We start from the raw sequence: 13,076 nt of genomic DNA, 5'->3' as shown, positions 1-13,076 counted from the left end.
ACGAGCGAGGGTGCATTGTCTTTGGGGAGACAACGATGCTTTCAGTCGACCAGTTCTTGCGGTTCATCAGCGTGCCGGCCGTGATTGCGGCCTTCATCATCGCCTCGCAGATCTCGGCGGCGCTGTCGCCGGTCTGATCAGCCGATCGCGGACGAGCCGAGCAGAGCGAGGACGGCCAGCGCCATCAGCGCGGTGCCGAGCCAGCCCAGCGCAACCAGCCAGCGTCTCGCCGCGAAGCGGCCCATGATGGCCCTGCTTGAGACGATCAGCATCATCATTGCCATGATGGGGACCGCGACGATGCCGTTGAGCACGGCGCTCCACACCAGCATGTGGATCGAGTCGATCCCGGTAAAGCCGAGCCCAAAGCCGATGATGGTTGCGGCCGCGATGATGGTGTAGAAGCCGACTGCCTTCTCCGGCCTTGCCTCCAGCGTCGCGCGCCAGCCGAAGATTTCCGCCACGCCATAAGCCGCCGAACCGGCCAGCACCGGGATTGCCAACAGGCCCGTCCCGATGATGCCAAGCGCGAACAGCGCGAAGGTGAAGTCACCGGCGAGCGGCCGCAGCGCTTCGGCCGCTTGCGTCGCCGAGTTGATGTTGGTGACGCCGTTGGCGTTCAGCACCGAGGCGGTGGTCAGAATGATGAAGAAGGCGATGCCGTTCGACAGCAGCATGCCGAGCGTCGTATCGACCCTGATGCGCGTGAGTTCGGGATCGCCGCCGCGTCGCGTCTCCTCGCGGAGCGGTCGGTCGCGCTTGCCAAGGTTCATTTCCTCGACCTCCTGGGAGGCCTGCCAGAAAAAGAGATAGGGGCTGATGGTGGTGCCGAGCACCGCGACCACCATCATGAAATAATCGGCGCTGACATTCGCCTTCGGCCACACCGAGGCAAGCAGCGCGGTGCTCCACGGAATCTCCACCGTGAAGGCGGTCGCGACATAGGCAAACAGCGTCAATGTCAGGAATTTCAGCACTGGCGCGTAGCGGCGATAGGGCAGGAAGACCTGGAGCAAGGTCGAGCCGGCTGCGAAGATCAGTGCATGTTCGTGATTGAGCCCGCCGATGACCAGCGAGAGCGCCTCCGCCATCGCGGCGATGTCGGCGGCGATGTTGAAGGTGTTCGCGGCAACGAGCAGCCCCACAAGTGCCATCACGATCCAGCGCGGAGCGAGCTCCTTGACATTAGCTGCCAGCCCCTTGCCGGTGACCCGGCCGATCTGCGCGCTGACCAGCTGAATGGCGATCATGAACGGCGTGGTCAGGAATACCGTCCAGAGCAGCCCGTAGCCGAACTGCGCGCCGGCCTGGGAATAGGTGGCGATGCCCGATGGATCGTCGTCGGCCGCTCCCGTGATCAAGCCTGGCCCGAGTCGCTTCAGGAGCGTCGGCTCCTCCTTGGTCGGAGCGACGGCGCTGCCGCGCGCGGAGGCTTGAAGTCTGGATCGGTTCGACAAGGCTGACCTTCCGGAAATTGCGAATTCAAGGGCTAAGCGCGGGCATAGGCGGAAAGTTCCATGGCGGGCCAACGATGCGCGACGCATCGCGCCGATCATGCCACGCCGGTCGGATTCGGACCATCGCAACCGCCCTCGTCAGCGGACCTGTACGCTAGCTTCTGCTAGCTTCGCTTCAAGACAACGCCGTGACTCCCGCCCGATGCGCACCGCTCTTGCGAAAAACACGTTGAGATTGTACGCAGCGTCATGAGCCATCGCCTGGCGCCCACCAAGGTCACCCCCGCTCGCGCCGGATCAGGCGGCGGCACTGGCGCGCGACGGTTATCTCCTGCTTCGCGGCGCCGTGCCCGAAGCCTGGCGCGAGGCGCTGCGTGCCGCTTTCGATGCCGGTGTCGGGACCGGCGACCAATGGGCCGTGCCCCGCGGCGCCGGCTGGCGCCACGCGCTGGTCGATCTCGATCCGATCGTGCAGCGAACCTGCCGACTGCCGCCGCTGCTGGCGGCGGGCGCGCAGATGCTGGCAGGTCCGTTCTTTCTGTCGCAGGTCGAGGGCCGTGAGCCGCTGCAGGGCGGCGGCCATCAGCCCCTCCACCGTGACGGAGTGGGCAGCAGGGCCGTTGCCGCGTTGGTTTTCCTGGACGCTTACGGGCCGGACAACGGCGCCACGCGCCTCGTTCCGCGTCACCTCGACGAGGGCGAGCCGGATGAAGCCGCGTCCCTGATCGCGTCGGGCGAGGCGGGAGACATCCTGGTGTTCGACGCCGATCTGCCGCACGGTGCGACCCGCAATCGTTCCGGCGCACGGCGGCGTTCGCTGCTACTGAGCTTCATGCCGGAGCGCATGCGGGAGACACAGGAGTCCTGCCGCGCGATCCGTAGCGTGCGCATGGATACCTCCGAGGTGTTTGTCCCCTGAACCCCGCGCGTTTGGTTTGGTTGCTTTGAGTGTGCCCTAGGACGACGGCGACATCTGCAGATAGCGGCCGTCGAACTGCGCGAGCTCCTGCAGCTTGTGCTCGTTGAGAATCCGCACCGTGCCGCGCTGCAGCTCCAGCACGCCGTCGATCCGCAATTCGCGCAGGATGCGGTTGGTGTGAACGCTCGTCACGCCCATGGCTTCGCCGAACTGCTCCTGCGTCAGCGGGATTTCGAAGGTATTGTCGATCACGCGGCCGATCAGGCGCAGCCGTTCGCGCAGCTCGACGATCAGATGTGCAAGCCTGACGTAGGTGGAGCGCTGGCCGACATTGACGATCCATTCCCGCGACACGGCGGCATCCACCAGCGTGTCGCGCCAGAACATGTCGCCGACGCCGGATCGCTCGCCGATGAGGTCGTTCAGGGCCTTGTGGGCGATGAAGGCTAGCGTGCAATCGGACAGCGCGATCAGGTCGTGGTCCACGGAGGGGAAGTGGAGGTTTTGTAGGTTTGGCAGGTCGCCGGGAATGTGGATAGAGAGGATCTGGCGCCTGCCGTCCACGACCGTCTTGGAGCGGACGCAGAAGCCGTCGGCGATCAGGCAGCATTCGGTCGGCTGTTCGCCGTCGCGCAGCACGGTCTGGTTTTCGCGAAAATTGCGGAGCGTGAACGGCAACGCTGCGAGGGATTCCAAATCCCTGTCGTCCGCGCCGGTCGTGGTTTTCAGGCGCTGAAACAGCGGCGCCCAGATCATCTCGCTTGTCACGGCAGTCGGCCCCCCACGCGACTGAGCGCGTGAGGGCCAAAAAGCATAGACCCCGGCTTGCTGTTGACAACAAAGGTTAAATGAAGCCGCTCCCGCCTCTCAACATTGTGGACGATGCGTTAGCGAAATGGGCAAACGCAACAAATGTTAAGAAGGGCAAGGGGCGGCCCACTGCGCGACTTAACATTTATCAAGTCGGGCTGGCGCGTCGTTCGCGGCGCCATGCGGCGGACCGAGGTCTGTGCGATTTTCCGAATCGCGCGTGCTGTACAAGATTTCACGCGGCTTTGCTTCGGAACGGGGCGGGCGTGGCGGGGTTCTTCTTTTCTGAGGAGGACGTCGCAATGGACCGTCTGACGAAGCGCGAGCAGCCGGATCGCAGCAAGATTAACATGGACGAGGCCTGGGAGGTCAAGTACTGGAGCCACGCGCTTGGCGTCTCCAGGCAGGAGCTGCAACAGGCCGTCGACAAGGTGGGGAATTCAGCGGCCGCAGTTCGCAAGGAGCTCGCGGTGTGACCCGCGGACGTTCGGGCCCGGCATCAGACGGGCACCTCGTGGGTCGCTACTTGATGCTGACGAACATGCCCCAGGCCGCGGAGAGCGCCGCGCCCGTGAAGACGACACCCGGGCTGTCGCAGAACATGCCGCCGTAACTGCACACATCGGCACCGAACGAGCCGAGCTCGTGGTGGCCCGCCGAATAGAACAGTCCCGACAGTCCAAGCAATAGGCCAGCGACGTAGTACATGGCTCCCTCACGCGAGAACGGACATGTGCCAGCTTGGCGCGAAGAGATTTCATCTCGCCGAATCCGCATCAATGCATTCGATTAAAGTTTGATCTGATCCTGAGAGACCAAATCGCCCTCGGAGAACGCGGCCCTACCGGGCTCCCGCTTGCGGCCTCAACTAGTAGGGGTTGAGCACGCTCTCGAGAAATTGCTGCTTTTCGCCGGGCGCGTAACCCTGGCAAGCGCCGAAATATGGCTCTGGCCTGTCACAGGGGTTGGCGGACCGATGATATTGGCGCGGCGCATAGGCAAAACCCGAAGCCCGAGCTGACGGATCCATGTGATGATGGGGACGAACCATCGCGTGTCGGTGGTGCCCATGATGAACGCTTGCCGCGTTCGCGATTGCGCACAGGCTTATCAGAACGCTCAAGGCCAAAAACGAACGCATCGCCTTCTTCCTCCGAAGAGTTCGCTCCATTGCTCAATCATTACCATGAAGCAGCGTTCCAAAGACTCTCCCATTGTCGTCCGACCTCGTGCCAGCATCGGGAAAATTTGGCAACGGGAGAAGGAACGGTGAAATCCGGATCGGGTTGATCGAGCACCGAGGAGCACTTCGATGGACAGAACCTCGATCTACGATGAGTTGAGCCGTATCGAGCGCGGCGTGGTTGCAGGAGAGCGTCAGCTTGCAGAGCAGGAGCGGCTGGTTCTCGACTTGAAACGGGAACGCCAGAACACTTCGGGTGCCGAAAGGGAGCTGGAGCGGCTGCGTGAAGCCCAGCGCATGCGCGATCAAGACCGTCAAAGGCTGCTTTCACTGCTGCAACCCTGAAATATCCTGTTGGTCCGGTTCGATCTTGAGCTCTTCCATCAGGGTTGGTATCGTCTGCGCGGAGAACGGCGAACGTATTGCAGTCGTCCTCCGTTGGTAAACTTAAGCCCTTTGCGGCCCCGCCTTCGGGTGCCTTCAGTGCGGTTGGGTGCGGCAACGTTCCCTCCGTTCTTCCCTTAGACTCCGGAGGCGGGCCCTTTTGCCTGCCGACCCATGTCCGCCGCAGCACCAACGAAGTGCCCGCCGTCCCAGTGAGCGGGCGGGATCATCTGATGTCGATCGGGGACAACAGCCCGATTGAACCTGCATCGCCTCCGGCGACACCAAGACAGGCAGAGATGTTGCCTTGGTCGCTGTTACCCTTGATCGCCCTTGGCCGGATGTTGGCATGAACCCCTCCCTCGATCTGCTCTATCGCCTTGCGGCCTTCGGGATCAGCATCTACTGCGTCCGCAAGGCCTGGTATGGCTATGTCGAGCGCAAGATCCTGTTCGTCAGCGACGACTGGTGGGATTGGTCGAGATGGTCGCGGCAGGAGTTTTACCGCGACACCATGCCGATCCGCTACTGGATGCAGATGGTCGGCACGGCCGGCGGGGCGCTGCTATGCCTCGTCGGTGCGATCGTCGGCTGGCAGCCGGGCAGCTGAACATTCGACATCGCGGCGACCTCTACCAGCGACGAAGCCGTCCTGAAACAATCCTGAAACCAGATCGTCCTGAACTCCGTCGCTGATTGCCCCGACCAACGGAGCGAGAAGGAGACAAGTCATGATCCAGGTCGGTTCGAAGGAAGAAATCGCGTTGCTGCTGGCGCTGTTCGGGACCCATACCCAGCCCGCTGGCAAGCCGAAGCCGAAATCGCAGCAGCGGTAAAGACGAACCCATGCCGGGTCTGGCCGATTGCCTGAGCTTTCTGCGTTTGCTGATTGCCCGCGGAGATCCCAAAGGCATCCCGCTGGCGAGGGGCGCCATCGACGATTACCTCGCCATGGCCCCGGTCAGCGCACGCCGGCGCGGCTTGCGCGTGCTGCAGCAGGACGCGCTCGAGCTTCATGTCACCTCGGTTGGCGTGCAGCGCTCGTTCGCGGAAACGGTGGACGCCTATATCGAGCGGAAGCTGGCGGAGGAATGAGGGGAGGTTAACCTCCCGGGTTTCTTCCAAGAGCTGGCATCTGTCTTGCTACGAGAGGTCTTAATCACGGCCCGGCCAATCGGGCCGTTTCAGATTGAGGCGATCCCATGCAGTCAACGTCCCGTTTCGAAGCGACCGCGTCCCTGCAGCTCCATGCTCTGATCTCCGACCTGCACTGGCGGATCCAGATGCTGGATGGCGACATTGCCGAGGAGGAGCGCAATGCCGGGAATGCCGATCCTCGCAGCCCCACATATTCGATGCTGGCGCAGGCCTTGCGGGCGCGCCGTGACAACTTACGGACCTCGGTCGCTTTGCTGGAAGCACGGGTCGAGCGGGCGGCGGAAATGCCGCGCGCGGCGTAGACTAAAGTCGCGCCGCGGTCCAGATGCACGCTTCGAGGACCTAACATAGGTTAGTATCGATCCGTTGCATAAGCTTGTGCGTCGGCTTTTGGAACCAGTGTACACTTTGCTACTTAGGAACTCCGCCATCGGGAGTTCGAGTCGTGACCTACAAGGGTGAAGCAGAGCATCACGGGCCAGGTCGCCCACAGCCTGGCCCGTCGTGTCCGACATGCAAGACGCCGTCGCGCTACATCACGTCGGTGCTCGACGTCAGGCGCGACCGGTCCGTCTCGATCTACCGATGCGATACGTGTCGCGATGAAATCTGGCAGTGATGTCGAGGGAGGCGATGCCATGAAGGATTTCCAGACGCAGCTCGAGAAGCTCCGCAGGGATGCTGCCGAATGCGCGCTGATACGCGATCTTGCGACCGACAGGGAAAAGCGCGAGCTGTTCGAGAAGCTCGCGGGCCATCTGACCGTGCTTGCGGACCAGGTCGAGCTGGCCATGCGCGACCGCACGTCCGGCTCTGCGGCTTAAGGTCGTTTCGAGAAACTACGGTCCGTAACCAGCCCGGCGTGTTCCGCCGCGAGGCGAGGTCCGCGACGACATCGGGCCGCTGATGCAGGTTAAGTTCAAGTTTGAGGTCGAAAGGCTAAGGCCTTAGGTCAGTTCGGGCGTAAGGATCTACTTTGGACCTCGGGCGGAGAGGGCCCCCTCAACACGCCGATCTTCCGGCCGAGCTGCCAGACCTCGACGTCGCCGCGGCGCGCAAACCGCTCTGCAAAGGCAAGTGCCAACGAGTCGCTGGGTGCCTCGAAGGCTTCGGCGGCGCGGAAGATGCCGTTTTCACCGATCAAGTAGGCGCGATACTGCTCGCTCATGACGGCGCCCTCAAGCCCGGCGAATGCAGCCAGGCGTCGATCTGCATTGCCATCTCGTCGTGCCGCGCACGGCGCAACAAAATCTCGCGGCGACGTCCCGGCGCAAGCGCGCGCGCCTGTTCGCGCAAATGCGCGGCTTCCTCCGCGAGCCTCTGATGGAGTGTCTTGGTCTGCTTGAAACGACGCCGCTTCAACATGGCGCTGCTCTCTGTGCGTGGAAGGCGGAAGCGCGACTGGCGTTCTCATCACCGATATCTGCCACGGGCCTTGCGGTGATGGTTAACCGTACGACTCGTCTCGCAAGGAGTCATCATCATTTGATAGGTCGGGAAAGAAATCAGCGCGCGTTTTGAACACGCTATTTCGCCTTTTGAGACACTTACTCATTTTGCGTGACGGCTGAATCGAAAGTGCACTTTTGAACAAAGGAGCAAGCCCGCGGGGGCTTGCTCCTTTGGAGCTTCCGACGGTGTTACGTCGCGCCGAACCAGATCGTCAGAGCTTCCGCAAGGCCGCCTGCGCTCTCATCGTCCACCCACGCCACATGCCCGTCGGGCCGGACCAGCACAGCCCCCGGCGCGGCGATCGCTCCGATGGAAGGAAGCTCCCACGCGCCATCGTACGTGGCACCGATGTGTATCACGCGATCGGCCCATGGCGAGATGTCTAGTCCGCCGCAGAAATCGAGCAGCACGCCGCGCGCATCGTGCAGGAGCGTGAACAGCTGCATCCGGCGGCCCGCGACGGTCAGCGTCAGATCGGGCATGCGGCAGCCGAGCAAGGGATGCCCGCCGCCGAGATCATAGCGGATGTCGAGCCCGCTCATCATCGCGCCGTAACGTTTGCGCGGCTGGTCCATCGCGAGCAGCTCGGAGACGATCTCGCGTGCGGCTTTGCGGCCGTCGTCGTTGCGGCGGAGCAGGGCGATCTGCGCCCTGGTGTTGCGTAGCACGCGCGCGGCCACGGGATGGCGTTCGACATGATAGCTGTCGAGCAGGCCCTCGGGCGAAATGCCCTTCACCACCTGCGCGAGTTTCCAGCCGAGATTGACGGCATCCTGCAGGCCGGTGTTGAGGCCCTGTCCACCGACGGAGTGATGGATATGCGCGGCGTCGCCAGCGAGCAGCACGCGTGCTTTGCGATAGGAGACGGCCTGCCGTGCCGCGTCGGTGAAACGCGAGATCCAGGATGGGTTGTGGACGCCAAAATCGGTGCCGTAGACAGCGATGAGCGCCTCGCTGAGATCGCGCAAGGAAGCCTCGCCGCTGCGCTCGAGCCTCGCTTCCGTCATGACGACCAGCACGCGTCCATTCTCCGTCTTGCTGAGGCCGTGAAAGCCGATTTCGTCGTGACGCAGTCCCCATGCCGGCGCCTCGCGCATCTCGACGTCGGCCATGAGGTTGCTGAGCGTCGGATCCGTGCCGGCAAAATCGATGCGTGCTGCCTTGCGAACCAGGCTCCGCCCGCCGTCGCAGCCGACCAGATAGTCCGCACGCAAGCTCTCGCCGCCTGCGAGTGTGATGTCGACGCCGGTGTCGTCCTGCACGACATCGCTCACCTCGCGGCCCCGATAGATGGGGACGCCTGTTTCCTCCACCCAACCGGCGAGGATACGTTCGATATGGCTCTGCCGCAGCGCCAGCCCGTAAGGGTGCCTTGTGGGCAGATCGCTGATGTCGAGCCGCGTCCAGGCAAAGCCCGCGAGCTGGGTGATGGTCCCTTCGCGCAGGAAGCGATCGGCCATGCCGCGCTGATCGAGGATCTCGATGCTGCGCGCGTGCAGGCCGCCGGCCCGCGTGCCGGTGAGATCCTGGCTGGCGCGGCGCTCGACGATGGCGACATCGCACTTCGCCAGCGCCAGCTCCGCCGCCAGCATCAATCCGGTCGGCCCGCCGCCGGCGATCACGACGGCATGGTCGGGCGTATGTGCGGTGCGCCTTGGCAAGGTGCGGGCGCGCGCACGTGACGTCGGCAGCAGGACAGGCATGTGGTGACCCCTCTCAGGTAGCTTGAGGCGCGGGGGTGTACACGGGGATGGGGAGCTTGAAGCAAGCCCCTTGCGCACCACATATAGAGCTGGGAGGAGGGGCGTTGTTTCGCTTGCGTTCGGCCTTCGTGAGGCGTCGGGCAGGCAACGGCGGCCAATCGCCGAAGGAATGATACCGTCGAGATGCGCGCCGTCACCGGCGGCCTAGTCGTCCTGCGACAGATCGCCGGGCTTGGTGGGAAGGTCGATGGTGCCGCCATCGCCGTGAACGAGGTCCCGGCCGACGTCGCCGGTCTCGCCCGCCTGAAGTCATGCCGATCCTACTGATTCACCAACGCACGGAGCCACCCGGATCGTTCGTTTGACTCGTCGGGCAAATCACTGGCAAATAGCATCATCGAAAAGTTGCTTCAGCCCGCGCGGGACGGATCCGCCGCGGGCTTTTTATATGGCGGCAAACGTTCAGCAGACACCTGTCGTCTGCTTCATAGTGTTGGTGAGATCCTCGAGGGAGAAGGGCTTGCGGATCATGGGAAGGCCGCCACGCCGCGGCTCCCGGCCTGACAGTTGAAGCACCTTCAGGCTCGGTCGCACGCGCCTGGCGCGCTCGGCCAGCTCGTGTCCGTCCATGCCCGGCATGTTGATATCGGTAATGAGGATCGAGATGCGCTCGTTCTGGACGAGTTGCTCGAGAGCTTGCGCTCCGCTCTGCGCACCGACCACTTCGCAGCCGAGCTCCTGCAGCATGCTTGCCACGACATCCAGAACGCCGGCGTCGTCGTCGACGACGAGTACAACATGACTCATGGGTGATTAATCCTCCGGTGATGAAACGCGCGCCGCTCCCTCCGGGTTCCGAACGCGCGCCCGCAAGGCGTGTACAACGAATGGTTCGGGTGTGACTTCGTTGTGTCCTCCTGTGCGCGTGCAGGCATGAAATGTGGATGCCCTTCACGCGCGATGCGACCGAATGGCGGCGGCTCCATCGGTTGATTGACACGTCGGGCAAAACACCGGCACAACAGCACCATCGAAAAATTCTGATCAGCCCGCGCGAAGCAATTCGCCGCGGGTTTTTTTGATGTCGAAACGGCGCCGGCTGCATCCCCGGCAGGAACGGACTGCAGCCCCGGAATTTGTAGGATCCGGAGGAGCCATGCTGTCGGATTCTGATATCGCCATGCTCTGCAACATCGGCCAGTCCATCGCCTTCAGCGATGACCGGCACGGCGAGCTGTTCCGGCTGATTGCCGACGGCTACGGCAGAAGGATGGCGACACCTACGAGCTCACCGCCAAGGGCGAAGCGGCCGTGATCAATCGCGGCGCGGGGCTGAACGAGGCGTGATGATCGCCTTGGTCGCGGAGCGACCTGGATCGCGTTTGCCGTCGGCTGACCCCGCTGGTCCGCGCCGGTCGTGGAGGGCGGCAGTTGGTAACGCGGCCCGCGCAAGTCCGGATCGCGAGGGAATAGGAACCTTCAGTTCCAGGCCGGATTTGGTGTCGTGCCGGCCTACCGCCGATTGGCCGGCTGGAATGGCGGCTCCGGCGCACCAAGCCCCCCGTCATGCGCTGGAGCCGTTTTTCGGTTTATCAAAAAATGACTTGACCCGTCGGGCAAAACACTGAGAAAATGGTTTCATCAAACGAGTAGCCGGCACGATCTTTAGTCGCGGCTGGGCAAGCTTCCCGTTTAGGACAAGGTTATCGTTGTCGGATCAACGGGTCCTCTGACCAGGTTCGCGGCGATCACTGTAATCTCGTCGTCCTTCTATCTAGCCAAATGTGGTTTTGAGAATGTTTCAAGGATCATCGTGCTGGAAGATACCAGATGCCGAGATCAGGACGATCATGGCCGAGACGCCGGCCGAGCAGCAAAGGCAGCGGTTGGACGGTGTCGATGCGATCGTGTTGAAGGCGGAGGCGTCGGTGCTGGCCTCCTTTGGGCTCGAAGATGACGACCGGAGGGAGATAAGGGCGGATTTCCAGTACCTCCGACGGTGGCGAAAAAGCGTGGAGCGGGCCCAGATCTATGCGTTTAAGGCCGTGATTATTGTGATAGCGACCGGCCTGATGGAGGTCGTCTGGCTCGGCGTGAAGGTCGTGCTGAGCAAGTGAGCTTCTCATGACGGCGGCACCGCTGCACTGCGATCCGTTCGATGAGTCGTGCTATGCACATAATTGGTAATCGACGCTCTGATGATGACGTTGCCGACGCACTGGTTTCGACACTGCGGCGACACCGGAGTTCGGCCTCGAAGCGTGATAACTTGTCGATCAAGGCGACGATGCGGTCGCCTTCGCAGGCGTCACGCGTGATCCACTCGCGAACGGAATTTCGGCTACTTCTCCAGGGTCGGAGTCTTGCCGCGGCATTGGGGCGGGGGGCTTCAACTCAGATTGATGCGGGCTGCCGAAGCGCACGGGCGGCGTGTCGGATGGCACGGCATCGTCTCCGATACGACGGACAACCTGGTCTCGGCAAACAACTTCATCAAGGTGGGCCATCGGCACTGCGAGCCGAGGTCACCTGCGCCTGGTCGCATGCGCTCAATGGTCGAACGTCGCTTCGCTAAGCGGGGTGTCACGTGACGCGGAACGTCCATTCACTAGCTTCACTGTTGCTGGGCCTCTTTTAAGGCCTTCTTGTTGAAGCACTTGCGAAGTCGTCCGGCCGGGCTTTAAGTTCGCTTGCAGCGAATTCGGCGAACATAAGCCGATGTAAGGGAGCTCGAGATGCCCATTAAGCCTCAATTGCCAGAACGTTCGTCGCGGTCGGAGGGAAGACCAACCGCGCTTGACGGCTTGCTGGTCGTCGATTTTACGCGTGTGGTTGCGGGCCCCGCTTGCACACAGACGCTGGCCGATTTCGGTGCGTACGTCATCAAGATCGAGAATCCCGATGGCGGCGACGACACGCGCGCCTATGAGCATGCCGAGATCGGTGGCGAAAGCGCAGCCTATCTCAGCTTGAACCGCAACAAGCGCGGTATAGCGCTCGATCTTGCAGTTCAAGAGGGGCGGGAGATTGCGTTGGATCTGATCCGCAAGGCCGATGTGGTCGTGGAGAATTTTTCGAGCGGCGTCATGAAGAAGTTCGGCCTGGATTACGAGGCCGTCGCGCCGCTCAACCCGCGGCTGGTCTATTGCTCGATCTCCGCTTATGGGCGCACCGGGCCATTTGCCTCACGCCCGGGATTCGATCCCATCACGCAAGCCGAAAGCGGCTTCATGTCGCTCAACGGGTTCGCGGATGGCCCGGCAGTTCGTACCGGCCCGCCGATTGTCGACATGGCGACCGGGATGTCGGCTTGCAACGCGATCCTGCTGGCACTGTTAGCGCGGGATCGTCTCGGCCGCGGGCAGCATGTGGAGGTCGCGTTGTTCGATGTCGCCATGGGGATGACGGGCTTCTACGGCATGGCCTATCTGATCAACGGCGAGAATCCCGGCCGGTTCGGCAATTCGCCGGCCGGGTCTCCCACTGTTGGTGTCTACGAGGCATCCGATGGTCCGCTCTACATGGCGTGCGCCAATGATCGGCTGTATCGACGGCTGGTGGTCGAGGTGCTCAACCGGCCGGATCTCCTCAACGCGCCACAGTTCGCCACGCGTAAAGCAAGGTCTCAGAACAAGGAGCTCCTACGTGCGGCCATCGCTGAAGTGTTTGCAAGCGACACGCTCGAGAACTGGATGGCGAAGATGAAGCTGGCCAATATTCCGGTCGGCTATCTCCGAACCGTGGAGGAAGGGTTCAATGCACCGGAAGCGCGCGAACGCGCGCGCTTGAGCCGGATCCCGCATCGTACCGCGCAGTGGGTGCCGAATATCGAGCCGCCGATCAGCATGAGTTTAACGTCTGCAATTGATCCTGTGGCGGCACCGCTGCTGGGTGAGCATACTCAGGGCGTGATGCGCGAAACGCTTGGTTACGACGAGAAGCGGATTGCGGCATTGGCCGAAAAAGGCGCATTCGGGCTGCGCAAGGCCGCGACATCGGGCTGAGTGCAG

Annotated in this window: 20 protein-coding genes; 13 read left to right on the top strand and 7 right to left on the bottom strand. The window is 62.7% G+C overall.

Going from position 1 to position 13,076, the window contains the following annotated elements; all coding sequences use genetic code 11:
- Positions 1-137: 137 nt before the first annotated feature.
- Entirely contained in the window at positions 138-1,457 is a 1,320-nt protein-coding gene (locus tag L6637_RS31365) for an NRAMP family divalent metal transporter (protein ID WP_377803190.1), read from the bottom strand.
- Between the two features lie 256 nt (positions 1,458-1,713).
- Here L6637_RS31365 and L6637_RS31360 point away from each other — a divergent pair, with 256 nt between their 5' ends.
- Complete coding sequence (locus tag L6637_RS31360; protein ID WP_338076878.1) at positions 1,714-2,376, top strand: phytanoyl-CoA dioxygenase family protein; 663 nt, start codon at positions 1,714-1,716, stop codon at positions 2,374-2,376.
- A gap of 36 nt (positions 2,377-2,412) precedes the next feature.
- Here the strand turns inward: L6637_RS31360 and L6637_RS31355 are convergent, their stop codons facing one another.
- Positions 2,413-3,144 carry a Crp/Fnr family transcriptional regulator gene (locus L6637_RS31355; protein ID WP_237872931.1) on the bottom strand — a complete coding sequence of 244 codons (732 nt, stop codon included), beginning with the start codon at positions 3,142-3,144 and terminating at the stop codon, positions 2,413-2,415.
- Between the two features lie 344 nt (positions 3,145-3,488).
- Here L6637_RS31355 and L6637_RS31350 point away from each other — a divergent pair, with 344 nt between their 5' ends.
- Complete coding sequence (locus L6637_RS31350; RefSeq protein ID WP_237864669.1) at positions 3,489-3,662, top strand: DUF3606 domain-containing protein; 174 nt, start codon at positions 3,489-3,491, stop codon at positions 3,660-3,662.
- A gap of 46 nt (positions 3,663-3,708) precedes the next feature.
- On the opposite strand, the gene L6637_RS31345 is transcribed toward L6637_RS31350, so the two are convergent.
- The gene (locus L6637_RS31345; protein ID WP_237872930.1) at positions 3,709-3,894 is read right to left on the bottom strand and encodes a hypothetical protein; all 186 of its coding nucleotides are present in this window, start codon (positions 3,892-3,894) and stop codon (positions 3,709-3,711) included.
- 604 nt (positions 3,895-4,498) lie between these two features.
- Here L6637_RS31345 and L6637_RS31340 point away from each other — a divergent pair.
- From L6637_RS31340 to L6637_RS31320, 5 genes are all read left to right on the top strand, one after another.
- Complete coding sequence (locus tag L6637_RS31340; protein ID WP_237872929.1) at positions 4,499-4,714, top strand: hypothetical protein; 216 nt, start codon at positions 4,499-4,501, stop codon at positions 4,712-4,714.
- Positions 4,715-5,102: 388 nt separating this feature from the next.
- Complete coding sequence (locus L6637_RS31335) at positions 5,103-5,363, top strand: hypothetical protein (protein WP_237872928.1); 261 nt, start codon at positions 5,103-5,105, stop codon at positions 5,361-5,363.
- A gap of 236 nt (positions 5,364-5,599) precedes the next feature.
- On the top strand, positions 5,600-5,848 hold the full coding sequence (locus tag L6637_RS31330; protein WP_237866870.1) for a hypothetical protein: 249 nt from the start codon (positions 5,600-5,602) through the stop codon (positions 5,846-5,848).
- Between the two features lie 107 nt (positions 5,849-5,955).
- Entirely contained in the window at positions 5,956-6,213 is a 258-nt protein-coding gene (locus tag L6637_RS31325) for a hypothetical protein (RefSeq protein ID WP_237866869.1), read from the top strand.
- A 336-nt stretch (positions 6,214-6,549) separates the two neighbouring features.
- Complete coding sequence (locus L6637_RS31320; protein WP_237866867.1) at positions 6,550-6,735, top strand: hypothetical protein; 186 nt, start codon at positions 6,550-6,552, stop codon at positions 6,733-6,735.
- 128 nt (positions 6,736-6,863) lie between these two features.
- On the opposite strand, the gene L6637_RS31315 is transcribed toward L6637_RS31320, so the two are convergent.
- From L6637_RS31315 to L6637_RS31305, 3 genes are all read right to left on the bottom strand, one after another.
- Positions 6,864-7,079, bottom strand: coding sequence for a hypothetical protein (locus L6637_RS31315; RefSeq protein ID WP_237872927.1), 216 nt, complete (start codon positions 7,077-7,079; stop codon positions 6,864-6,866).
- Positions 7,076-7,276 (bottom strand): hypothetical protein, encoded by a 201-nt coding sequence (locus tag L6637_RS31310; protein WP_237866863.1) that lies wholly within the window; start codon positions 7,274-7,276, stop codon positions 7,076-7,078. The genes L6637_RS31315 and L6637_RS31310 overlap by 4 nt, the downstream gene beginning before the upstream one ends.
- Positions 7,277-7,551: 275 nt before the next feature.
- Positions 7,552-9,066, bottom strand: a complete 1,515-nt coding sequence (locus tag L6637_RS31305) for an FAD-dependent monooxygenase (RefSeq protein ID WP_237872926.1) — start codon at positions 9,064-9,066, stop codon at positions 7,552-7,554.
- Between the two features lie 183 nt (positions 9,067-9,249).
- On the opposite strand from L6637_RS31305, the gene L6637_RS31300 reads away from it, so the two are divergent.
- Positions 9,250-9,393, top strand: coding sequence for a hypothetical protein (locus L6637_RS31300; protein ID WP_237866861.1), 144 nt, complete (start codon positions 9,250-9,252; stop codon positions 9,391-9,393).
- Between the two features lie 135 nt (positions 9,394-9,528).
- On the opposite strand, the gene L6637_RS31295 is transcribed toward L6637_RS31300, so the two are convergent.
- Positions 9,529-9,873, bottom strand: a complete 345-nt coding sequence (locus L6637_RS31295; protein ID WP_237872925.1) for a response regulator — start codon at positions 9,871-9,873, stop codon at positions 9,529-9,531.
- A 137-nt stretch (positions 9,874-10,010) separates the two neighbouring features.
- On the opposite strand from L6637_RS31295, the gene L6637_RS31290 reads away from it, so the two are divergent.
- From L6637_RS31290 to L6637_RS31275, 5 genes are all read left to right on the top strand, one after another.
- A complete protein-coding gene (locus L6637_RS31290; protein ID WP_237866857.1) occupies positions 10,011-10,148 on the top strand; it encodes a clathrin light chain in 138 nt (45 codons plus the stop codon).
- Between the two features lie 74 nt (positions 10,149-10,222).
- Positions 10,223-10,381 (top strand): hypothetical protein, encoded by a 159-nt coding sequence (locus L6637_RS31285; RefSeq protein ID WP_237866855.1) that lies wholly within the window; start codon positions 10,223-10,225, stop codon positions 10,379-10,381.
- 535 nt (positions 10,382-10,916) lie between these two features.
- Complete coding sequence (locus L6637_RS31280) at positions 10,917-11,183, top strand: hypothetical protein (RefSeq protein ID WP_237872924.1); 267 nt, start codon at positions 10,917-10,919, stop codon at positions 11,181-11,183.
- Between the two features lie 246 nt (positions 11,184-11,429).
- On the top strand, positions 11,430-11,657 hold the full coding sequence (locus tag L6637_RS42635) for a hypothetical protein (RefSeq protein ID WP_338076877.1): 228 nt from the start codon (positions 11,430-11,432) through the stop codon (positions 11,655-11,657).
- A gap of 144 nt (positions 11,658-11,801) precedes the next feature.
- On the top strand, positions 11,802-13,070 hold the full coding sequence (locus tag L6637_RS31275; protein ID WP_237866851.1) for a CaiB/BaiF CoA transferase family protein: 1,269 nt from the start codon (positions 11,802-11,804) through the stop codon (positions 13,068-13,070).
- The last annotated feature ends 6 nt before the right edge of the window (positions 13,071-13,076 follow it).

This window comes from Bradyrhizobium zhengyangense (assembly GCF_022012435.1).
GTDB lineage: Bacteria > Pseudomonadota > Alphaproteobacteria > Rhizobiales > Xanthobacteraceae > Bradyrhizobium > Bradyrhizobium zhengyangense.
Note: the sequence above shows the minus strand (reverse complement) of the source record. Positions and strands in the feature narration are given on the sequence as shown.